The 22,710-nt window shown below is 70.5% G+C and carries 17 protein-coding genes and 3 tRNA genes; 3 read left to right on the forward strand and 17 right to left on the reverse strand.

Features of this window, described 5'->3' with window-relative positions:
- Positions 1-274: 274 nt before the first annotated feature.
- From IHE55_RS11740 to IHE55_RS11790, 11 genes are all read right to left on the reverse strand, one after another.
- Positions 275-4,174, reverse strand: coding sequence for a DNA-directed RNA polymerase subunit beta' (locus tag IHE55_RS11740; RefSeq protein ID WP_197988981.1), 3,900 nt, complete (start codon positions 4,172-4,174; stop codon positions 275-277).
- A 97-nt stretch (positions 4,175-4,271) separates the two neighbouring features.
- Positions 4,272-7,754, reverse strand: coding sequence for a DNA-directed RNA polymerase subunit beta (rpoB, locus tag IHE55_RS11745; RefSeq protein ID WP_197988982.1), 3,483 nt, complete (start codon positions 7,752-7,754; stop codon positions 4,272-4,274).
- Between the two features lie 534 nt (positions 7,755-8,288).
- Positions 8,289-8,675, reverse strand: a complete 387-nt coding sequence (gene rplL / locus IHE55_RS11750; protein WP_197988983.1) for a 50S ribosomal protein L7/L12 — start codon at positions 8,673-8,675, stop codon at positions 8,289-8,291.
- A 107-nt stretch (positions 8,676-8,782) separates the two neighbouring features.
- The gene (rplJ, locus tag IHE55_RS11755; protein ID WP_197988984.1) at positions 8,783-9,313 is read right to left on the reverse strand and encodes a 50S ribosomal protein L10; all 531 of its coding nucleotides are present in this window, start codon (positions 9,311-9,313) and stop codon (positions 8,783-8,785) included.
- Between the two features lie 475 nt (positions 9,314-9,788).
- Positions 9,789-10,688: an SCO4651 family lipoprotein gene (locus IHE55_RS11760; protein ID WP_197988985.1), complete on the reverse strand. Its 900-nt coding sequence runs from the start codon at positions 10,686-10,688 to the stop codon at positions 9,789-9,791.
- Between the two features lie 144 nt (positions 10,689-10,832).
- Positions 10,833-11,753 (reverse strand): SCO4651 family lipoprotein, encoded by a 921-nt coding sequence (locus IHE55_RS11765; RefSeq protein WP_197988986.1) that lies wholly within the window; start codon positions 11,751-11,753, stop codon positions 10,833-10,835.
- Positions 11,754-12,177: 424 nt separating this feature from the next.
- Positions 12,178-12,900, reverse strand: coding sequence for a 50S ribosomal protein L1 (gene rplA, locus IHE55_RS11770; protein ID WP_197988987.1), 723 nt, complete (start codon positions 12,898-12,900; stop codon positions 12,178-12,180).
- Positions 12,901-13,020: 120 nt separating this feature from the next.
- Positions 13,021-13,455 (reverse strand): 50S ribosomal protein L11, encoded by a 435-nt coding sequence (gene rplK, locus IHE55_RS11775; protein WP_197988988.1) that lies wholly within the window; start codon positions 13,453-13,455, stop codon positions 13,021-13,023.
- Between the two features lie 174 nt (positions 13,456-13,629).
- Positions 13,630-14,499, reverse strand: coding sequence for a transcription termination/antitermination protein NusG (nusG, locus tag IHE55_RS11780; protein WP_197988989.1), 870 nt, complete (start codon positions 14,497-14,499; stop codon positions 13,630-13,632).
- 75 nt (positions 14,500-14,574) lie between these two features.
- Positions 14,575-14,865, reverse strand: a complete 291-nt coding sequence (gene secE / locus IHE55_RS11785; RefSeq protein ID WP_197988990.1) for a preprotein translocase subunit SecE — start codon at positions 14,863-14,865, stop codon at positions 14,575-14,577.
- Between the two features lie 101 nt (positions 14,866-14,966).
- Positions 14,967-15,039 (reverse strand) — tRNA-Trp (locus IHE55_RS11790).
- A 225-nt stretch (positions 15,040-15,264) separates the two neighbouring features.
- Here IHE55_RS11790 and IHE55_RS11795 point away from each other — a divergent pair.
- Positions 15,265-16,503: a pyridoxal phosphate-dependent aminotransferase gene (locus IHE55_RS11795; RefSeq protein WP_197988991.1), complete on the forward strand. Its 1,239-nt coding sequence runs from the start codon at positions 15,265-15,267 to the stop codon at positions 16,501-16,503.
- A gap of 283 nt (positions 16,504-16,786) precedes the next feature.
- Positions 16,787-17,959, forward strand: coding sequence for an adenosine deaminase (locus IHE55_RS11800; protein ID WP_197988992.1), 1,173 nt, complete (start codon positions 16,787-16,789; stop codon positions 17,957-17,959).
- Positions 17,960-18,256: 297 nt separating this feature from the next.
- Here the strand turns inward: IHE55_RS11800 and IHE55_RS11805 are convergent, their stop codons facing one another.
- The 6 genes from IHE55_RS11805 to IHE55_RS11830 form a co-directional block, all read right to left on the reverse strand.
- A complete protein-coding gene (locus IHE55_RS11805) occupies positions 18,257-19,312 on the reverse strand; it encodes a UDP-N-acetylmuramate dehydrogenase (protein WP_197988993.1) in 1,056 nt (351 codons plus the stop codon).
- A 76-nt stretch (positions 19,313-19,388) separates the two neighbouring features.
- Positions 19,389-19,823: a MaoC family dehydratase gene (locus tag IHE55_RS11810; protein ID WP_197988994.1), complete on the reverse strand. Its 435-nt coding sequence runs from the start codon at positions 19,821-19,823 to the stop codon at positions 19,389-19,391.
- Positions 19,824-19,828: 5 nt separating this feature from the next.
- The gene (locus IHE55_RS11815) at positions 19,829-20,320 is read right to left on the reverse strand and encodes a MaoC family dehydratase N-terminal domain-containing protein (RefSeq protein WP_197988995.1); all 492 of its coding nucleotides are present in this window, start codon (positions 20,318-20,320) and stop codon (positions 19,829-19,831) included.
- Positions 20,321-20,425: 105 nt separating this feature from the next.
- On the reverse strand, positions 20,426-20,590 hold the full coding sequence (rpmG, locus tag IHE55_RS11820; protein ID WP_003948671.1) for a 50S ribosomal protein L33: 165 nt from the start codon (positions 20,588-20,590) through the stop codon (positions 20,426-20,428).
- 116 nt (positions 20,591-20,706) lie between these two features.
- Positions 20,707-20,779, reverse strand: a tRNA-Met gene (locus IHE55_RS11825).
- A 53-nt stretch (positions 20,780-20,832) separates the two neighbouring features.
- Positions 20,833-20,905, reverse strand: a tRNA-Thr gene (locus IHE55_RS11830).
- A gap of 485 nt (positions 20,906-21,390) precedes the next feature.
- On the opposite strand from IHE55_RS11830, the gene IHE55_RS11835 reads away from it, so the two are divergent.
- Positions 21,391-22,701, forward strand: coding sequence for an amidohydrolase family protein (locus tag IHE55_RS11835; RefSeq protein ID WP_197988996.1), 1,311 nt, complete (start codon positions 21,391-21,393; stop codon positions 22,699-22,701).
- The last annotated feature ends 9 nt before the right edge of the window (positions 22,702-22,710 follow it).

Here is a 22,710-nt window from a genome sequence, read left to right on the forward strand (position 1 = left end):
CGAACAGCGAGGGAGTGCAGATGGACGGATGTCGCACCGTGGGCCCCAATGCCGCGCTGTACGCGCGCATGGGAGCCCAGGGACACCCCAGGCACAAGGTCAGAGCGTACCTAGCGCATCGGCTCCGGTCAAAACAAATGCCCACGCGCAGGACACACCGGCCATCAGCATAGCCGCCCAGCCTAATGGCGGGAACCCCAGCAGGGCGGCCACCCCTGTCCCGGGGTGACCGCCCTGTGTCAGGCCGCGGACCGGACGCGCCGGCCGCTACCGCTTACTGGTTGTACGGACCGTAGTCGTAGTCCTCCAGCGGAACCGCCTGGCCCGAGCCGGTGCCGAACGGCGAGTAGTCGATGTCGTCGTAGCCGACGGCCGAGTACATCGCGGCCTTCGCCTCCTCGGTGGGCTCCACCCGGATGTTGCGGTAGCGGGACAGGCCCGTACCGGCCGGGATGAGCTTACCGATGATGACGTTCTCCTTGAGGCCGATCAGGGAGTCCGACTTGGCGTTGATCGCCGCGTCGGTGAGGACCCTGGTGGTCTCCTGGAAGGACGCCGCCGACAGCCACGACTCGGTCGCCAGCGAGGCCTTGGTGATACCCATCAGCTGCGGACGGCCGGAGGCGGGGTGACCGCCCTCGGTGACCACCCGGCGGTTCTCCGACTCGAAGCGCGAACGCTCCACCAGCTCGCCCGGCAGCAGCTCCGCGTCGCCGGACTCGATGATCGTCACCCGGCGCAGCATCTGCCGGATGATGATCTCGATGTGCTTGTCGTGGATCGACACACCCTGCGAGTTGTAGACCTTCTGGACCTCGCCGACCAGGTGCACCTGGACGGCGCGCTGGCCGAGGATGCGCAGCACGTCGTGCGGGTTGATGGCACCCACGGTCAGCGGCTGGCCGACCTCGACGTGGTCGCCCTCGCCCACCAGCAGACGGGCACGCTTCGAGACGCCGTAGGCGGTCTCGTCGGAGCCGTCGTCCGGGGTGACGACGATCTTCTTGGTCTTCTCGGTCTCCTCGATCCGGACGCGGCCGGCCGCCTCCGAGATCGGGGCGACACCCTTGGGCGTACGGGCCTCGAAGAGCTCGACGACACGCGGCAGACCCTGGGTGATGTCGTCACCGGCCACACCACCGGTGTGGAAGGTACGCATCGTCAGCTGGGTGCCGGGCTCACCGATGGACTGGGCGGCGATGATGCCGACCGCCTCGCCGATGTCCACCAGCTTGCCGGTCGCCAGCGAGCGGCCGTAGCACATGGCGCAGGTGCCGACGGCGGACTCGCAGGTGAGCACCGAGCGGGTCTTGACCGTCTCCACGCCGTGCCGGACCAGCTCGTCGATGAGCACGTCGCCCAGGTCGGTCCCGGCCGGGGCCAGCACCTTCCCGTCCACCACGATGTCCTCGGCGAGGCAGCGCGCGTACACGCTGGTCTCGACGTCGTCGGCCTTGCGCAGCACACCGTCCGCGCCCTTGACCGCGATGGCGAGCTTCAGACCGCGGTCGGTGCCGCAGTCCTCCTCGCGGATGATCACGTCCTGCGAGACGTCCACCAGACGACGGGTCAGGTAACCCGAGTCGGCGGTACGCAGCGCGGTGTCGGCCAGACCCTTACGGGCACCGTGGGTGGAGATGAAGTACTCCAGCACGGACAGGCCCTCACGGAAGGACGCCTTGATCGGACGCGGGATGGTCTCGTTCTTCGCGTTCGACACCAGACCACGCATACCGGCGATCTGCCGCATCTGCATCATGTTTCCTCGGGCACCCGAGTCAACCATCATGAAGATGGGGTTGGTCTTGGGGAAGTTCGCGTTCATCGCCTCGGCGACCTCGTTGGTCGCCTTGGTCCAGATCGCGATGAGCTCCTGCGTGCGCTCGTCCTTGGTGATCAGACCGCGCTCGTACTGCTTCTGGACCTTCTCGTCCTGCGCCTCGTAGCCCGCGATGATGGCCTTCTTGGCCTCGGGGACGACGACGTCGGAGATCGCGACGGTGACACCGGACCGGGTGGCCCAGTGGAAACCGGCCGCCTTGAGGTTGTCCAGGGTCGCCGCGACGATGACCTTGGGGTAGCGCTCGGCCAGGTCGTTGACGATCTCGGAGAGCTGCTTCTTGCCCACCGAGTAGTCCACGAACGGGTAGTCCTCGGGCAGCAGCTCGTTGAAGAGCGCGCGGCCCAGCGTGGTCTTCAGCCGGAAGCTGTCACCGGGCTGCCACGCCGGCTCGCCGTCCTCGGCCGCCGGCGGGGTCCAGCCGCGGGGCGGCACGCTGCCCACCGGGAAGCGGATGTCGATCTTCGCCTGGAGCGACAGCTCCCGGGCGTCGAACGCCATGATCGCCTCGGCGGTGGAGCCGAAGGACCGGCCCTCGCCGCGGACCTCCCGCTCCTCCTCGTCGGTGGTGAGGAAGAACAGGCCCAGCACCATGTCCTGGGTCGGCATGGTCACCGGACGGCCGTCGGCCGGCTTGAGGATGTTGTTCGAGGACAGCATCAGGATGCGGGCCTCGGCCTGCGCCTCCGCGGACAGCGGCAGGTGCACGGCCATCTGGTCACCGTCGAAGTCCGCGTTGAACGCGGTGCACACGAGCGGGTGGATCTGGATGGCCTTGCCCTCGACCAGCTGCGGCTCGAAGGCCTGGATGCCCAGACGGTGCAGGGTGGGCGCACGGTTCAGCAGCACCGGGTGCTCGGCGATGACCTCTTCGAGGACGTCGTACACCACGGTGCGGCCACGCTCGACCATGCGCTTGGCCGACTTGATGTTCTGCGCGTGGTTGAGGTCCACCAGGCGCTTCATCACGAACGGCTTGAACAGCTCCAGCGCCATCGCCTTGGGCAGACCGCACTGGTGCAGCTTCAGCTGCGGACCGACCACGATCACAGAACGCGCCGAGTAGTCCACGCGCTTGCCGAGCAGGTTCTGGCGGAACCGGCCCTGCTTGCCCTTGAGCATGTCGCTGAGGGACTTCAGCGGGCGGTTGCCCGGGCCGGTGACCGGCCGGCCGCGGCGGCCGTTGTCGAACAGCGCGTCCACGGCCTCCTGGAGCATCCGCTTCTCGTTGTTCACGATGATCTCGGGGGCACCGAGATCCAGCAGGCGCTTCAGACGGTTGTTCCGGTTGATCACCCGGCGGTACAGGTCGTTCAGGTCGGAGGTCGCGAAGCGGCCACCGTCCAGCTGCACCATCGGACGCAGGTCCGGCGGGATGACCGGGATGCAGTCCAGCACCATGCCGTTGGGGCTGTTGCGGGTCTGCAGGAACGCCGAGACGACCTTGAGGCGCTTGAGCGCGCGGGTCTTCTTCTGGCCCTTGCCGGTCCGGATGATCTCCCGGAGCTTCTCGGCCTCCTCCTCCAGGTCGAAGGACTCCAGGCGCTTCTGCAGCGCCGCGGCGCCCATGCCGCCCATGAAGTAGGTGCCGAAGCGGTCGCGCAGCTCGCGGTAGAGCAGCTCGTCGCCCTCCAGGTCCTGGACCTTGAGGTTCTTGAAGCGGTTCCACACCTCGTCGAGACGGTCGATCTCGCGCTGGGCGCGGTCGCGCAGCTGCTTCATCTCCCGCTCGGCGCCTTCGCGGACCTTGCGGCGCACGTCCGCCTTGGCGCCCTCGGACTCCAGCTCGGCCAGGTCCGATTCGAGCTTCTTGGCCCGGGCCTCCAGGTCGGCGTCGCGGCGCTGCTCGATCTGCTGCCGCTCGACGGAGACGTGCGCCTCCAGCGAGGGCAGGTCGCGCGTACGGCGCTCGTCGTCCACCCACGTGATCATGTAGGCGGCGAAGTAGATGACCTTCTCCAGGTCCTTCGGGGCGAGGTCGAGCAGGTAGCCCAGCCGCGACGGAACGCCCTTGAAGTACCAGATGTGGGTCACCGGGGCGGCCAGCTCGATGTGGCCCATCCGCTCACGGCGCACCTTGGCGCGAGTGACCTCGACGCCGCAGCGCTCGCAGATGATGCCCTTGAACCGGACACGCTTGTACTTACCGCAGTAGCACTCCCAGTCCCGGGTGGGGCCGAAGATCTTCTCGCAGAAGAGCCCGTCCTTTTCCGGCTTCAGAGTGCGGTAGTTGATGGTCTCCGGCTTCTTGACCTCACCGTGGGACCACTGTCGGATGTCGTCCGCGGTCGCCAGGCCGATCCGCAGCTCGTCGAAGAAGTTGACGTCGAGCACTTGTCGTCAATCCCTCTTTCGGGGTCGTGTCTTCAGGGGTCTGACTGGGGTCCGGGGGAGACGGGGACTCGGCCGGGCCGAGCCCCCGTCTGACCCGTCAGACCTCTTCGACGCTGCTCGGCTCGCGCCGGGACAGGTCGATACCGAGCTCCTCCGCAGCGCGGAAGACGTCCTCGTCGGTGTCACGCATCTCGATGGACATACCGTCACTCGACAGCACCTCCACGTTGAGGCACAGGGACTGCATCTCCTTGATGAGCACCTTGAAGGACTCGGGGATGCCGGGCTCCGGGATGTTCTCGCCCTTGACGATGGCCTCGTAGACCTTCACGCGGCCGGTGACGTCGTCGGACTTGATGGTCAGCAGCTCCTGGAGGGCGTACGCGGCGCCGTAAGCCTCCAGCGCCCACACCTCCATCTCACCGAAGCGCTGGCCACCGAACTGAGCCTTACCACCCAGCGGCTGCTGGGTGATCATGGAGTACGGACCGGTGGAGCGGGCGTGCAGCTTGTCGTCCACCAGGTGGTGCAGCTTGAGGATGTACATGTAGCCGACCGAGATCGGGTCCGGGAACGGCTCGCCGGAGCGGCCGTCGAAGAGCCGGGCCTTACCGGAGGGCAGGACCAGACGGTCACCGTCGCGGTTGGGGACCGTGGCCTCGAAGAGACCGGCGATCTCGTCCTCGCGGGCGCCGTCGAAGACCGGGGTGGCGACGTTGGTGCCCGGCGCGACCTCGTCGGCGCCGATCGCCTGGAGCCGCTTCATCCAGTCCTCGTCGCCCTCGACCTTCCAGCCCTGGCTGGCGAGCCAGCCGAGGTGGATCTCCAGCACCTGTCCCGGGTTCATCCGGGACGGGACGCCGAGCGGGTTGAGGATGATGTCCACCGGGGTGCCGTCCTCCAGGAACGGCATGTCCTCGACGGGCAGGATCTTGGAGATGACGCCCTTGTTGCCGTGGCGGCCGGCGAGCTTGTCACCGTCGGTGATCTTGCGCTTCTGCGCCACGTAGACGCGGACCAGCTGGTTCACGCCCGGCGGCAGCTCGTCGCCCTCCTCGCGGTCGAAGACGCGCACGCCGATGACCTTGCCGGTCTCACCGTGCGGCACCTTCAGCGAGGTGTCACGGACCTCACGCGCCTTCTCACCGAAGATCGCGCGGAGCAGGCGCTCCTCCGGGGTCAGTTCGGTCTCACCCTTCGGGGTGACCTTGCCGACCAGGATGTCGCCGGCGATGACCTCGGCGCCGATGCGGATGATGCCGCGCTCGTCGAGGTCGGCCAGGACCTCCTCGGAGACGTTCGGGATGTCCCGGGTGATCTCCTCGGGGCCCAGCTTGGTGTCGCGGGCGTCGACCTCGTGCTCCTCGATGTGGATCGAGGAGAGGACGTCGTCCTGCACCAGGCGCTGGCTGAGGATGATCGCGTCCTCGTAGTTGTGGCCCTCCCACGGCATGAACGCCACGAGCAGGTTCTTGCCGAGCGCCATCTCACCGTTCTGGGTGGACGGACCGTCGGCGAGCACCTGGCCCTCGACCACCCGGGCGCCCTCGTCCACGACGACCTTCTGGTTGAAGGAGGTGCCCTGGTTGGAGCGGTTGAACTTGGCCACCCGGTAGGTGGTGTAGGTGCCGTCGTCGTTGGCGACCGTGATGTAGTCCGCGGAGACCTCCTGGACCACACCGTCCTTCTCGGCCTTGATGACGTCGCCGGCGTCCACCGCACAGCGGTACTCCATGCCGGTGCCGACCAGCGGCGACTCCGCCTTGATCAGCGGCACGGCCTGGCGCATCATGTTCGATCCCATGAGCGCGCGGTTGGCGTCGTCGTGCTCCAGGAACGGGATCATGGCGGTCGCGACCGACACCATCTGGCGCGGCGAGACGTCCATGTAGTCCACGTCGGACGGGGCGACGTAGTCGATCTCGCCACCGCGGCGGCGGACCAGCACCCGGGACTCGGCGTAGGTGTTGTCGTCGGTCAGCGGCGCGTTCGCCTGCGCGATGACGAAGCGGTCCTCCTCGTCGGCGGTGAGGAAGTCCACCTGGTCGGTGACGACGCCGTCCACGACCTTGCGGTACGGGGTCTCCACGAAACCGAAGGCGTTGACCCGGCCGTAGGAGGCGAGCGAGCCGATCAGACCGATGTTCGGGCCTTCCGGCGTCTCGATCGGGCACATCCGGCCGTAGTGCGAGGGGTGCACGTCACGGACCTCGAAGCCGGCCCGCTCACGGGACAGACCACCCGGGCCCAGCGCCGACAGGCGGCGCTTGTGGGTCAGACCCGACAGCGGGTTGGTCTGGTCCATGAACTGCGACAGCTGGCTGGTGCCGAAGAACTCCTTGATGGAGGCGACGACCGGCCGGATGTTGATCAGGGTCTGCGGCGTGATCGCCTCGACGTCCTGGGTGGTCATCCGCTCGCGGACGACGCGCTCCATACGGGCCAGACCGGTGCGGACCTGGTTCTGGATGAGCTCGCCGACGTTGCGCAGACGACGGTTGCCGAAGTGGTCGATGTCGTCGGTCTCGACGACGATCGTCTGACCGTTCTCGCCGACCGTCTCGGTCTCCCCGGCGTGCAGCTTGACCAGGTACTTGATCGTGGCGATCACGTCGTCCACGGTCAGCACGCCGGCGTCCAGCGGCGCGTCGGCACCCAGCTTCTTGTTGACCTTGTAGCGGCCGACCTTGGCCAGGTCGTAGCGCTTGGGGTTGAAGTACAGGTTCTCCAGCAGCGTCTGCGCGGCCTCACGGGTCGGGGGCTCGCCCGGACGCAGCTTGCGGTAGATGTCGAGGAGCGCGTCGTCCTGGCCCTGGGTGTGGTCCTTCTCCAGGGTGGCGCGCATCGACTCGTACTCGCCGAACTCCTCCAGGATCTGCTCGGTGGTCCAGCCGAGCGCCTTGAGCAGGACGGTCACGGACTGCTTGCGCTTGCGGTCGATGCGCACACCGACCATGTCGCGCTTGTCGACCTCCATCTCCAGCCAGGCACCCCGGGACGGGATGATCTTGGCGGTGAAGATGTCCTTGTCGGAGGTCTTGTCGATCTGGCTGTCGAAGTAGACACCCGGCGAGCGGACCAGCTGCGAGACCACGACACGCTCGGTGCCGTTGATGACGAAGGTGCCCTTGTTGGTCATGAGCGGGAAGTCGCCCATGAAGACCGTCTGGGACTTGATCTCGCCGGTCTCGTTGTTGGTGAACTCGGCGGTGACGAAGAGCGGCGCGGCGTAGGTGAAGTCGCGCTCCTTGCACTCGTCGATGGAGTTCTTCGGCGGCTCGAAGCGGTGGTCGCGGAAGGTCAGCGACATCGACCCGGAGAAGTCCTCGATCGGGGAGATCTCCTCGAAGATCTCCTCCAGACCGGACTTGGTGGGCACGTCCTGACCACTGTCCAGCGCGGCCTCGACGCGAGCCTTCCAGGCGGCATTGCCGAGCAGCCAATCGAAGCTCTCGGTCTGCAGTGCAAGGAGGTTCGGAACCTCAAGGGGTTCCTTGATCTTCGCAAAGGAGATGCGCAGCGGGGCGGTGCTGGCGCCGTTGTTCGTATTGGCAGTCGAGGCGTTGCGCGAGGCGGCCAAGAGGGGGTCCTTCCGAGGGCTCGGACTCACTACGCGCGTACCGGTCCCAGCGTGAACACCGTGGTCACAAAGACCCGAAACCCCTGGTCAGGGCCTGTGGATCCACTGTGCTCGACGATGGGCATGCCCCTGGTGACGGGCAGAGGGCAGCTAACAGGCAGCGCAAAGGGTCAGTGTAGCCACTCGGCCCACTGATGTCCAGGGCATGGTCTTCCACGACCGGTGCGCTGCTCCCACCTCTTCCTCCGGACGGTGCATCCCGATACTGCCCACTCCGCCACCGATCCATGCCTCGAACCCGGATCGGTGTGTCGTCGCGTCCCTCGTCGCGTCCTGAGAATTGCGCGCTGCGTGCCGTTCGTCAAGGCCCCCCACGGAGGGGAGATCGTCACACCGCGGGACTCCGGGGCAACGAAGATCACCCTACCTGGCGACACGGAGAAGGCAACGCAGCCGTCGCGGGAACGCCGAAGGGCGACCACCCGTACGGGTGATCGCCCTTCCTGCACGCAGAGTCAGGGACTCAGCGAGAGGTCACTTGACCTCGACCGAGGCGCCGGCGCCCTCCAGGGCCTCCTTGGCCTTGTCCGCGGCCTCCTTGTTGACCTTCTCCAGGACCGGCTTCGGGGTGCCGTCCACGAGGTCCTTGGCCTCCTTCAGGCCGAGCGAGGTCAGCTCACGCACGACCTTGATGACCTGGATCTTCTTCTCGCCGGCGCCGGTGAGGACGACGTCGAACTCGTCCTTCTCCTCGACGGCGGCGGCACCCTCGCCACCACCCTGGGCGGCGGCCGCGACGGCGACCGGGGCAGCGGCGGTGACGTCGAAGCGCTCCTCGAACGCCTTCACGAACTCGGAGAGCTCGATGAGGGTCATCTCGTCGAACTGCGCGAGCAGGTCTTCCTGGCTGAGCTTCGCCATGGTGGCGGTCCTTCCACTAATTCGGCTGGTGCCGGATGTACATTTCGGCGGGCTAGCGGCCCGCTGCGACCTGCGCCGGGACGGCGCCGGTCATGACGCGAGCCGAATTACTCGGCACCGCCCTGCTCGTCCCGCTTGGCACGAAGCGCCTCCGCGGTGCGGACGAACTTCGACGGGAGCGCCTGGAAGAGCGCGGCAGCCTGGGACTGCTTGCCCTTCATGGCGCCCGCCAGCTTGGCGAGCAGAACCTCGCGGGACTCAAGGTCCGCGAGCTTCTTGATCTCGTCGGCGGACAGCGCCTTGCCGTCAAGGACACCGCCCTTGATGACGAGGTTCGGGTTGTCCTTGGCGAAGTCACGGAGACCCTTCGCCGACTCCACCGGGTCACCGGTGACGAAGGCGACCGCCGTCGGACCGTTGAACAGGTCGTCGAGCGAGTCGATCCCGGCCTCGTTGGCCGCGATCTTGGTCAGCGTGTTCTTCACCACGGCGTACTGAGCGTTCTCACCGAGCGAACGGCGCAGCTCCTTGAGCTGTGCCACGGTGAGACCGCGGTACTCGGTCAGCACGGCGGCGTTCGAGCTGCGGAACTTGTCCGTCAGCTCGGCAACCGCGGCAGACTTGTCGGGCCTCGCCATGAGCCTCGGCCTCCTTCCGGGTGATTGCAGGACCGCATAGCGTCGGTAAGGACCTGGGCAACACGAAACGCCCCGGCGCAAGCGCTCGGGGCGTTGACTCGACCGTGCACGGGCCCGTGAGGGCGCGCGACGGGAGTACATCCACGAATCACCTGCGCAGGTCGCCCGCAGCTAGCGGATCCTTCGGCCGCCGTGCTCCAGAAGGAGGCACAGCAACGACCAGCGGTCTTTGGCTTCCGTGGAAGAGTACGTGAACCGGTCCGGCCCGAGCAAATCGGCTCCCGGCCGCCGGCCGCGCCGTGCTCGGGCGGGTCGGCGGCCGGGAGCCGCGGGCGGGACGTCCGGCGAAGGCCGGCGGAGATTCCGGGAGATCGGAGGGGTCCCCGCCGGGATCCGGGCCCGAGGAGGCCCGTGGGCCCCCGCCGGGAAGCCGGGGATCCGGGAGGCCCAGGGAGGCCCGGAGATCCGGCGGGGCTCAGCCCTGGATCTCCTCGAAGTTCACGGTGTCCGAGGCGGGCGGCTCCTCGACGGAGACGTCCACGCCGTAGTCGGTGTAGAAGACCGTGGAGTCGAACTTCCCGTTGTTGTTCTCGCCGTACTCCCGCTTCTTCACCAGCAGGTTGTTCTCATCGATCCACAGGTCGATGGTCTCGGTCTTGGTGCCGCTCTGCTCCAGCTGCTTCTGCAGGCTCGACAGCTCCTCGGCGGTGAGGTCCTTGGACTGGAGCTTCGCCAGGTCCGCGACCTTCACGGTGCCGCTGTACCGGGTCGCCTTGACGCCCTTGACGGTCTCCTCGCCGACGGCCTTCACCTCGCCGGTGGCCAGCACCAGCTGCACCGAGCGGGCCGGGTTGTTGTTCTGCATGGTGTCCTTGAGGAAGGCACCGGCCGGTCCCGCCTTCTGGGCGAGCACGTCGTAGTCGTACTTCACCCAGTGCGCGCCGGACGCCTGCGGGGTCGCGGCGAACTGGTCACCGAGGTTCATGTACATGGCGTCGGCGGTGTAGAGGGCCGGCATCGCCTTGCCGTCCATCGGGCTGCCCTGCACCGCGCCGCCGGACTGGGTGACGTCCATGCGGGCCCGGATGCCGCCGGTGCTCCAGTCCATCTCGCCCGACATGGTGGTGCGGGCCTCACCGATGACCGTGCTGCCCTCGACCTTCGCCGAGTCCTGCTCGTCGGTGCGCTGGGAGGCCAGCTTCAGCGCCGCGAGGGCGCCGCGCGGGGCGACGTCGGAGGAGTTGGTGGAGTCCTTGGCCTTGTCGGCCGGCTTGTCGTCCCCTTCCTTGTCGCTGCCGCAGGCGGTGAGGCCCACCGCCATGACGATGCCGCCGGCCAGCGCCGCGGCGCGGATCCCCAGACGAGCAGTGCGCATGAATCCCCCTTGTGTCCCTGTGCTGAAGCGTGCGTCGAGCGTAACGGAGGCCACCGACACCACCAATGCGCGAAGCGGCGGCCCCCGGGAGGGCCGCCGCGGCCGGACCGGTGCCCGGCAGAAGGCGGAAATCCGCCGGTCAGCTCAGCCTTCGCCGCCGCCTGCGAGGTCCGCCACGTCCACCGTCTGACCGGCCGGCGGCACGCTGACCGTGACAGGCTTGTTGACGTCCAGGAACGTGACCGTCATGTCGAGCGGGCCCTGATCGCCCTTCCCCCGCATCCGGAACCGCTTGGTGTGCCCCTCCTCGGTCGCCACCCACATGTCGACGCTGAGCTTCTCGACACCCAGGTCCTCGAACTCGGCGAGCTTCTTCTCGCGGCGCTCGCGCACCTTCGCGTCCTCGCCCTTGATGCTCTCGCGCATCTGGTCGAGGGTGATCGTGCCGCTGTACCGGGTGGTCCGCACCCCGTCGATGGTCTCCTCGCCGGCCCGCTTCACGTCCTCGGACCCGGAGAGCAGTGCCGCCTCGCCGGCCGGGTTGCGGTCCGCCTGCCCGGCGGCCGAACTCGGGGCCGGTGCGCCGCCCGGGGCTCCCTTGCCGTCCTTGCCGCCCAGCAGCGACTTGTCGAACTTCATCCAGCGCTTGCCGTCCATCTCGGCCGCGGCCGCCGGGCCGCCGTCGAGGTACAGGGCGTCGCCGATCAGCCGGATCTCCATCGCGGCGTCCGGGCCCTGGTCCGGCACGCGCAGCTTCAGGCTCATCGCGTGGGGCTCCGCCAGGCTCATCGCGCCCTCGCCCTCGACCCGCCCGTCCTCGGGACTCCGCCCCGACATCAGGTACCGGAACGAGGTGAACTTCTCGTTCTTCTCCGCCGCGGCCCGGACCGCCGCCACCGGCGACATCCCGGGCTCCCCGGCGGCCTTCCGGGTGCTCCCGTCCTTCTTCGCACCGGACTCCGCGGAGCCGCACCCGGCCACCCCGGCGCACAGCACGGCGGCGATCAGCGCCGCCCCTGCCGCCCGTGCGCCTCTGCCGCGTCCGGTCCGTATCCCGATGCCCATGATCCCCACCCCTTGTGACGAAAAGTGTGTGCTCTTGCCTGCCGCTCCGGGACGGTACCGCGCCTGATCAGGGCGGCTCTCCTGGTTTGTTCGGGCGGCGGTCCGCCCGTGCGTGCGCGCGGTGCGCGCGCCGGTATCGCGCCGGGGTGCCCCGGGCGTACCGGCCCGGTGCCCCGGCCCGGGGCCCCGGCGCGGGCCGCCGGCTCGGCCACCGCGCCGGCTCCGGCGACCGGGCCGGCCCGTGCCGGTCTCCGGGACTCCACGGGGCTCGTACGCGCCCCCGGGCCACGGGGCACGGCCCGTGAGACGGGACGGTCCCGGGTGACGGGACGGCCCGGGAAACGGGACGGGCCCCGCTCCCGGCCGACTGGCTCGGGTGCGGGGCCCGTCCGCGGTGCGCGTCCGCGACCGCGTCCGATGAGGATCAGACGGCGGCCGGGTCCTCCTCGACGAGGAGGTTGCGGGTGCGGTTGGGGTCAACCGGGATGCCGGGGCCCATCGTGGTGGTGATGGTGGCCTTCTTGACGTACCGGCCCTTCGCCGCCGACGGCTTCAGACGCAGGATCTCGTCCAGCGCCGCGCCGTAGTTCTCCACCAGCTTGGCGTCGTCGAAGGACACCTTGCCGATGATGAAGTGGAGGTTCGAGTGCTTGTCCACCCGGAACTCGATCTTGCCGCCCTTGATGTCGGTGACGGCCTTGGCGACGTCCGGGGTGACGGTGCCGGTCTTCGGGTTCGGCATCAGACCACGCGGACCGAGCACGCGGCCGAGGCGGCCGACCTTGCCCATGAGGTCCGGGGTGGCGACGACCGCGTCGAAGTCGAGGCGGCCCTTGGCCACCTCGTCGATCAGCTCGTCGGCGCCGACGATGTCGGCGCCCGCGGCACGCGCGGCCTCGGCACGGTCGCCGGTCGCGAAGACCAGGACCCGGGCGGTCTTACCGGTGCCGTGCGGAAGGTTCACGGTGCCACGGACCATCTGGTCGGCCTTGCGCGGGTCAACGCCCAGGCGGAAGGCGACCTCGACGGTGCCGTCGAACTTGGTGGAGGACGTCTCCTTGGCGAGACGGACGGCCTCAAGCGGGGCGTACAGACGCTCCCGGTCGATCTTGGCGTCCGCAGCGCGGAGGGTCTTGCTGCGCTTCACTGCTGCTCCTGAGTGCGGTGACACCAGGCGGCTGCCGCCGCGTGGTGGGGTGTGGAGTTGTGGTCCGGGCCAGCGCCTGGCCCTGCCACGGTTGGATCATGCGGCTCGCGCCGCGTGGCGTCAGCCCTCGACCGTGATGCCCATGGAGCGGGCGGTGCCGGCGATGATCTTCTCGGCGGCGTCCAGGTCGTTGGCGTTGAGGTCGGGCATCTTGGTGCTGGCGATCTCACGGACCTGGTCGCGGGTGATCTTGGCGACCTTGGTCTTGTGCGGCTCGCCGGAGCCCTTCTCCACACCCGCGGCCTTGAGGATCAGCTTCGCGGCCGGCGGGGTCTTGGTCACGAAGGTGAAGGAGCGGTCCTCGTAGACCGTGATCTCCACCGGCACGACCATGCCACGCTGCGACTCGGTCGCGGCGTTGTAGGCCTTGCAGAACTCCATGATGTTGACGCCGTGCTGACCCAGCGCGGGGCCGACCGGCGGGGCCGGGTTCGCGGCGCCGGCCTGGATCTGGAGCTTGATCAGCCCCGTGACCTTCTTCTTCTTGGGAGGCATTGCTCTCTCCGGGTCCTAGTGAGAGGTTCTTTGCCTGCGAGCAGGCATACCACACCACGATAACGGGTATCGCGGTGAGCCTTGAAACCGAGCAGGTCAGCCAGTCCCCGGCGGCCCCGGCGAACCGGGGCGCGAGCACTGCCTGACCTGGACGGACGTTCGTACCGCCGACGCTCAGTTCTTCTGGATCTGGTCGAAGCTGAGCTCCACCGGGGTCTCCCGGCCGAAGATCTCGACCAGGCCCTTGACCTTCTTGGAGTCGGCGTTGATCTCGTTGATGGTCGCCTGGAGGGTGGCGAAGGGGCCGTCGGTGACGGTGACCGAGTCGCCCACCTCGAAGTCCAGCACCTGCACCTCGACCTTGCGGCTGGGCGCGGGCCGGCCCTCGGCCTCGGCGGCCTCCTTGGCGGCCTTCTCCTCGGCCTCCGGGGCGAGCATCTTGACGATCTCGTCCAGGGTCAGCGGGTACGGGTCGTAGGCGTTGCCCACGAAGCCGGTGACACCGGGGGTGTTGCGCACCACGCCCCAGGACTCGTTCGTCAGGTCCATGCGCACCAGCACGTAGCCGGGGAGCTTGTTCTGGCGGACGGTGCGGCGGTCGCCGTTCTTGATCTGGACGACCTCTTCCTGCGGCACCTCGGCCTGGAAGATGTAGTCCTCGACGTTGAGCGAGACGGCGCGCTGCTCCAGGTTGGTCTTCACGCGGTTCTCGTAGCCGGCGTAGGTGTGGATGACGTACCACTCGCCGGGGAGCGTGCGGAGTTCCTCGCGGAGCGCCTCCACGGGATCGACGGCGGGCGCCGCCTCCTCCTCGGGCTCCTCGTCCCCCTCGCCGTCCTCGGCCTCGTCGGACGCCTCGTCCTGCTCGGACTCCTCGTCGGCGTCGGCGTCGGCGGCTTCCTCGGCCGGCACGTCGGCGTCGGCAGCCTCGGCCTGGTCAAGGCCCTCGGCGTCCGCCGCCTCGACGATGTCGAGCTCGTCGTCGGCGGACTCGACCGCATCCCCGCGCGGCTCGATGGCGTCGTTCAGGTTCGGGTCAGACACGGTGGCTGCTTCTTCCTGGCTTCAAGGGGTGGAACGTGCGAAGGGGCAGCTCACAGGAGCCGCCCTCGCCCGGGATCAGCCGAACACGTACTTGACGGCGTTGCTGAACCCATAGTCGATCAATGTGACGATACCGATCATGATCACCACGAAAATGATCACAACGGTGGTGTAGGTCGTCAGCTGGTGGCGCGTGGGCCAGACGACCTTGCGCAGCTCCGCGACGACCTGACGGTAGAACAGCGCGAGGCGGCCGAACGGCCCCTTCTTCCCGCGCTTGCCACCACGGCGGCCCTTCTTGGCCGCGACCTCGTCCTCTGGACGACCGCTTTCAGGCGTCGCGGTGGAGCCGAGGGCTTCCGTCACTCATCCTCACCTGAATCCGGGTCGTGGCCGTGCCGCGTCCGGCCCGGCCGCACAGCGGTGCTTTCAGTACGCGCGCACGCACCCTGAGGTGATGCGTGAAGCAGGGCCGGAGGGACTTGAACCCCCAACCGCCGGTTTTGGAGACCGGTGCTCTACCAATTGAGCTACGACCCTTTGCGGCTGAACCCAACTTACCGCATACCCCCCGCGGCACGGAGTGTGCGGAGGAAAGCGATGTCGGGAGGCCAACGACGCATGAGCATACGTGGTCCGGCGCCCGCAGTCGAACGAAAGACGGCTCCGATGCCGGAAACTTCTCTCCCTGGCCTCTCCCGGGCCTCTCCCGGACCCGCCGAATCCTGTGTGCCCCGGCCCGCGGGGGTCTGGGACCATGCAGGTATGACCGCTGCCAACCCTGACTCCGCGTCCCCCACCGACCGCCGCGTCTCCCGGCGCGTCGGCTCGATCTCCGAGTCCGCGACGCTCGCCGTGGACGCCAAGGCGAAGGCCCTCAAGGCCGCCGGCCGCCCGGTGATCGGCTTCGGCGCCGGTGAACCGGACTTCCCCACGCCGGACTACATCGTCGAGGCCGCCGTGGAGGCCTGCCGCGACCCGAGGTTCCACCGCTACACCCCGGCCGGCGGGCTGCCCGAGCTGAAGGCCGCCATCGCCGCCAAGACGCTGCGCGACTCCGGCTACCAGGTCGAGGCGTCCCAGGTCCTGGTGACCAACGGCGGCAAGCAGGCCATCTACGAGGCGTTCGCCGCGATCCTGGACCCGGGCGACGAGGTCATCGTGCCCGCCCCGTACTGGACCACCTACCCGGAGTCGATCCGGCTGGCCGGCGGTGTGCCGGTGGAGGTGGTGGCGGACGAGACCACCGGCTACCGGGTCTCGGTCGAGCAGCTGGAGGCGGCCCGCACCGAGCGCACCAAGGTGCTGCTCTTCGTCTCCCCGTCCAACCCGACCGGCGCGGTCTACCCGCGCGAGCAGGTCGAGGCGATCGGCCGCTGGGCAGCCGAGCACGGCCTGTGGGTGCTCACCGACGAGATCTACGAGCACCTCGTCTACGGCGACGCCGCCTTCCACTCGCTGCCGGTGGTCGTGCCGGAGCTGCGGGACAAGTGCATCGTGGTCAACGGCGTCGCCAAGACGTACGCCATGACCGGCTGGCGGGTGGGGTGGCTGATCGGCCCGCAGGACGTGGTCAAGGCCGCCGCCAACCTCCAGTCGCACGCCACCTCCAACGTCTCCAACGTCGCGCAGGCGGCGGCGCTGAAGGCGGTCTCCGGCGACCTGGACGCGGTGGCCGAGATGCGCCGCGCGTTCGACCGCCGGCGGCAGACCATCGTGCGCATGCTCAACGAGATCGACGGCGTGGTGTGCCCGGAGCCGGAGGGCGCCTTCTACGCGTACCCCTCGGTCAAGGGGCTGCTGGGCAAGGAGATCCGCGGCAAGCGCCCGCAGAGCTCGGTGGAGCTGGCCGCGCTGATCCTGGACGAGGTCGAGGTCGCGGTGGTCCCCGGCGAGGCCTTCGGCACCCCGGGCTACCTGCGGCTGTCCTACGCGCTGGGCGACGAGGACCTGGTCGAGGGCGTCTCGCGCGTCCAGAAGCTGCTCGCCGAGGCGCGCGACTGACACCGGTCCGCCGGGTGTCCGGCCCCGGGCGGGCCGGACACCCGGTGACGTACGGGCGCGGTGACGTGCGGGCACCGTGAGGTACGGACCCGGCGTTGTGCGGACACGGTGACGCAATTCACAGCGCCGCCCTCCCGGCCGCGGTACGGCGGGGCGGCACCCTCCCGGATGCGGGGCCCTCGGGCCCCGCATCCGCGTTCGGACAGACCCCCGTGCGGGCCGAAGCGGCTCCCCGCGGCGCATTCCCTTTCCGGTCCGCGACCGGATGCGGCAGGATCTTGGGATGTTGCAGTCCTTCGGGGACCGTCCCCCCAACGATCGGAAACCCGCCGCCGTGCCGCCGCCGCAGCACGGCGGACCCGCCGCCCCTTCCGCCGGGACCGCGGCGGCCGGCGCCCGGCGCGATCTGCGCCGGCTGCCCAAGGCCCACCTCCACCTGCACTTCACCGGTTCGATGCGGCCCGGCACCCTGCTGGAGCTGGCCGACAAGTACGGCGTGCACCTGCCGGAGGCGCTCAGCGGCGGCGAACCCCCGCGGCTGCGGGCCACCGACGAACGCGGCTGGTTCCGCTTCCAGCGCCTGTACGACATCGCCCGCTCCTGCCTGCGCTCGCCGGAGGACATCGAGCGGCTGGTGCGCGAGGCCGCCGAGGAGGACGTCCGGGACGGCTCGCGGTGGCTGGAGATCCAGGTCGACCCCACCTCGTACGCGCCCCGGCTGGGCGGCCTGATCCCGGCCCTGGAGATCATCCTGGACGCGGTGGACCGCGCCTCGCGGGACACCGGGCTGGGGATACGCGTCCTGGTCGCCGCCAACCGCACCAAACACCCGCTGGACGCCCGCACCCTGGCCCGGCTGGCGGTGCGCTTCCGGGACCGCGGCGTGGTCGGCTTCGGCCTCTCCAACGACGAGCGGCGCGGCCTGGCCCGGGACTTCGACCGGGCCTTCGCCATCGCCCGGGACGGCGGGCTGCTGGCCGCCCCGCACGGCGGTGAGCTGTCCGGCGCCGGCAGCGTCCGGGACTGCCTGGACGACCTCGGCGCGGCCCGGATCGGCCACGGGGTGCGCGCCGCCGAGGACCCGCGGATGCTGCGCCGGCTCGCCGAGCGCCAGGTGACCTGCGAGGTGTGCCCGGCGTCCAACGTGGCGCTGGGCGTCTACGACCGGCCCGAGGACGTGCCGCTGCGCACCCTCTTCGACGCCGGGGTGCCGATGGCGCTGGGCGCCGACGACCCGCTGCTGTTCGGCTCGCGGCTGGCGGCGCAGTACGAGCTGGCCCGCGACCACCACGGGTTCACCGACGCGGAGCTGGCCGAGCTGGCCCGGCAGTCGGTGCGCGGCTCGGCCGCCCCGGACGGGGTGCGCGCGGAGCTGCTGGCGGCCATCGACGACTGGCTCACCGCGGCCCCGGCCCCGGTTTCGGGCACCGCCCCGGCCGCCGTGCTGCCGCGCTGACCGCGCGGGGGCGTACGGGGGGCGTACGGGCCCGGAGCCGCGGGGCGGCGGCGGGCGTGCGGTGCCGCGCGGGACACGGCCGGCCGGGCGTCCACGGGACCGCGGCCCGGGCCTCCGCGGGACCACGGCCCCGCGCCGGGGGTGACGGCGGGTGACGGACCGGCGGACCGGCGGTGCCGCCGCACCTGGTTGCGGGCGGGCCGGGGCGCGGGTGTGCCCGGGTGCGGGTACGGGGGTGGCGGGCGCGGCGCGGGCCGGGCGCGCGGGGTGGTGCGGCGAGGCCCGGCGCCGTCGGGGTCAGAGGCCGGTGCCCACCATCACCGGCTCGTTGACCAGCGGGACGCCGAAGGCGGCCTCGACGCCCGCGACCACCTCGCGGGCCAGCGCCAGCAGGTCCTCGGTGGTGGCCCCGCCGCGGTTGGTGAGCGCCAGGGTGTGCTTGGTGGAGATCCGGGCCGGCCCGCTGCCGTACCCCTTGGTGAAGCCGGCCTTGTCGATCAGCCAGGCGGCCGAGGTCTTGGTCAGCCCGTCCCCCGCCGGGTACGCCGGCGGGGTCACGCCGGGGCCGAGCCGCTCGGCGACCCGCGCCAGGAAGGCGGCGTACTCGTCCGCGGTGAGCACCGGGTTGGTGAAGAACGAGCCCGCGGACCAGGTGTCGTGGTCCTCCGGGTCGAGCACCATGCCCTTTCCGGCGCGGAGCTTCAGCACCGTCTCGCGGGCCGTCGCGGCGGGCACCCGGTCGCCGACCTCGACCCCGAGCACCCGGGCCGTCTCGGCGTACCTCACCGGCGCGGAGAGCCCGCCGGCGTCCTCCAGCCCGAACCGGACCCGCAGCACCACGTAACGGTCCGGATCGGCCTTGAAGCGGCTGTACCGGTACGCGAAGCCGCACGCGTCGTTGGGGAGGGTGACCACCTCGTCGGCCCGGCGGTCGAAGGCCACCACCTCGGTGATGGTGGCCGAGACCTCCTGGCCGTACGCGCCGACGTTCTGGATCGGGGTGGCGCCCGCCGAGCCGGGGATGCCGGCCAGGCACTCGATGCCGGCCAGCCCGGCCTCGACGGTCCGGGCCACCGCCTCGGACCAGTTCTCGCCGGCGGCCAGCTCCAGCCGGGTGCCGTCCAGCCGGACGCCGCGGGTGGCGATGCGCAGGGCCGTCCCCTCGAAGCCCTTGTCGGAGATGACCAGGTTGCTGCCGCCGCCGATGATCAGCAGCGGGGTGGCCGACGCGTCGGCCGCGCGGACCGCGGCGATCACCTCGTCGTCGGTGGTGGCCGTGATCAGGCGGGTGGCGGGGCCGCCGAGCCGGAGCGTGGTGAGCGGGGCCAGCGGGGCGTTGTGGAGTTCCTGCACGGGCTCAAGAGTACGAGAGCCCGGCGCCGCTCCCCCGGGCCGCCGGGCCGGCACCCGGCCACGGGGCGGGGCGCCGTCAGGCGAGGGCGACCACGGCCCGGGACATGCCGAGGACCTTCTTGCCCTCGTGGACCACCGTGAGGTCGACCCGCACGGTCCGGGCGTCGTCGTCCAGCTTGGCGGCGACCTTGCCGCTGACCTCGATGACCGTGCCGTGGCCGTCGTTGGGCACCACGACCGGCTTGGTGAACCGCACCCCGTAGTCGATCACCGCGCCCGGGTCGCCGGTCCAGTCGGTCACCACGCGGATCGCCGAGGCCATGGTGAACATGCCGTGCGCGATCACGTCGGGCAGGCCCACGTCCTTGGCGAACTTCTCGTTCCAGTGGATCGGGTTGAAGTCCCCCGAGGCGCCCGCGTACGCGACCAGTGTGGCGCGATTCACGGGGAACGACCGGGCCGGCAGTTCGGTGCCGACCTCCACGTCGTCGTAACGGACCTTCGCTGTCATCTGCGTCACTCTCCCGGAGTCCCCGCCGCGGTCCCCGTGCCCGGGGCCCCCTCCTCGGCGGCGCGCGCCACCAGCTTGGTGTGCGTCGTCACCACGTGCTCGCCGTGCTCGTCGTGCAGTTCGTTGCGGACCAGCAGCACGTCGTTGCCGGCCAGCGACTTGATGTCCTCGATGTGCGAGGTGACGCTGAGCCGGTCGCCGGCCCGCACCGGGCGGGTGTAGCTGAACTTCTGGTCGCCGTGCACCACGCGGGTGTAGTCGAGGCCGAGCTCGGGGTCCTCGATGACCTGCTGCGCCACCTTGGTCGTGATCGCGAAGGGGAACGTCGGCGGGGCGATCACATCGGGGTGGCCGAGCTCCTTGGCCGCCTCCGGATCGACGTACACCGGATGGGGGTCGCCGATCGCCTCGGCGAATTCGCGGATCTTCTCCCGGCCGACCTCATAAGGCCGGGTGGGCGGATAAGACCGCCCGACGAAGGACTGGTCGAGCGCCATCGGCTCGGCACCTCCTGCAAGCGTGAATGGTGGACCGGTGATCGGTGGCCAGCAACAGCACGAGGCCGCCCCCGCAGTGGGGGCGGCCTCGTGAATGAGACTGATTTATCGCGTCTCGCGGTGCGCGGTGTGCGCGTTGCAGCGCGGGCAGTGCTTCTTCATCTCAAGACGGTCCGGGTTGTTACGCCGGTTCTTCTTGGTGATGTAGTTCCGCTCCTTGCACTCCACGCAGGCCAGCGTGATCTTCGGGCGGACGTCGGTGGCAGCCACGTTGAGTGCTCCTTGACCGTGGACCTTCCCCTGGATGCCGAACCCAAGGGGATGGATGGATTAACGCAGGAATAGTAGCCGATCGAAGGACCGACCCCACAATCGGCTACTGTCAGTAGCGGTGACCGGACTTGAACCGGTGACACAGCGATTATGAGCCGCTTGCTCTACCGACTGAGCTACACCGCTGCGATGCGATCGATCCTGCCCGGCCGAAGCCGAGCAGAAACCTCTCACATCAGAGCCCCAATACGGAATCGAACCGTAGACCTTCTCCTTACCATGGAGACGCTCTGCCGACTGAGCTATTGGGGCGAGCGATGAAGACATTACACGCTTGGCCGCCGAAGGTGAAATCCGTATCCGCCCGCCCTGGCAAGACCGCCTCCGCCGCCGGTCCGGGCGCCCCGCGGGCACGCCGCGCCCGGCCCCGGGACAAGTCCTTGGACGGTCCCGGCCGCGGGCTCCGGGACGGCCCGGCGGCCGGGCCGTGGGTGGGTTCCGGGACGAGGGCCGCGGCGGGTCCCGGCGGACCGGGGCGGGCCTGCCGCAGTGTCCGGCGGTGCACCGGGGGCGGGCCCGCGGCGCGGCCCGACGGTGCCGGCGGCGCGGTCCGGGGTGGGTCCCGCGGGGCCGCGGGGCGCCCGGCGCACCACACCGGTACGACTATTCGGCTCCTGCGCGTAGCCGCCCGCACCTCGTCCTAGGCTTCGGACCACCTTGAGCGATCTTGGCTGCGTATGCCCGTCGGCGCCGCCGGTGCGCCCGGCGCGTACGCCCCCGCAGACTTCAGGAGCGCGATGCCTGACAGCCAGCCGCAGCCGCATCAGCCGCGCCGTTCCCCGCCCCCCGACGGCACCGGCCCGGACGGCCCGTCGCTGGTGCTCGGCGGGGCCAGGCTCGCCGACGGGAGGGTGGTGGACGTCCGGCTCGGCGGCGGGCGGATCGAGGCCGTCGGCACCGCCGGCAGCCTCGGTGCCGCGACCACCCGGGTGGACCTCGCCGGGTACCTGCTGCTGCCCGCCCCGGCCGAGCCGCACGCGCACTGCGACACCGCGCTCACCGCGGACGCCCGGGGCCCCCTCGGCGACGACCCGCTGGACGTGCAGCGCCGCACCACCGAGGCGGCCCTGGTGCACCTGGGGCACGGCGCCACCGCGCTGCGCACCCATGTGCGGATCGGCGGCCTGCACGGGCTGCGCTCGCTGGAGGCGGTGCTCCGGGCGCGGCAGGCGCTGCACGGCCTCACCGACCTCACCGCGGTGGCGGTGCCCCGGGTGCTGACCGGGGTGGCCGGTGCCGAGGGGCTCGCGGTGCTGCGGGACGCGGTCCGCGCCGGTCCGGTGGTCATCGGCGGCTGCCCCGACCTGGACCCGGACCCCATCGGCCACGTGGAGGCCGTCCTCGCGGTCGCGGCCGAGCACGGCTGCGCCGTGGACCTGCACACCGACGGCGCCGACCCGGCCCGGCTGGCCCGGCTGGCGGCCATGGCGGGCGGGCTGCGGCCCGGTGTGAGCATCGGCCCGTGCGGCGGGCTCGCCCGGCTGCCGCACCCGGTGGCGGCCCGGGCGGCGGACCAGCTCGCCGCGGCCGGCGTCACCGTCGTCTGCCTGCCGCAGGGCGACTGCGCCGGCCTGGAGGACCCCGGCCGGCACGGCGGCCTCGGCGCGTGCCGCACCCCGGTGAGGCTGCTGCGGGCGGCCGGGGTGCGGGTGACGGCGGGCAGCGGCGCGCTGCGGGACGCGGCCAACCCGGTGGGGCGGGGCGACCCGCTGGAGTCCGCGTACCTCCTCGCCGCGCAGGCCGGCCTGGCGCCCGAGGAGGCGTACCAGGCGGTGTCCGCCCGGGCCCGCGCGGCGATGGGGCTGCCCGAGGTCCGGGTGGAGGCCGGGTTCCCGGCGGAGCTGCTGGCGGTGCGCGGCACCGGCCTGGCGGCGGTCCTGTCGCTCGGGTACAGCCGGATCGTGGTGCACCGGGGCCGGGTGGTGGCGCGGACCAGCGCGGTGCGCGAGTACTGCGACTCCGCCGTCGCGGTGGCGCTGGACCTGCCGCGCCAGCTGCGCTCCCAGCGCCCCCCGGCCGACGGCCCCGGCCGGCCGCCGCCGGGCTGAGGCGCTGCC

It is taken from the genome of Streptomyces pactum, assembly GCF_016031615.1.
Lineage (GTDB): Bacteria > Actinomycetota > Actinomycetes > Streptomycetales > Streptomycetaceae > Streptomyces > Streptomyces pactus.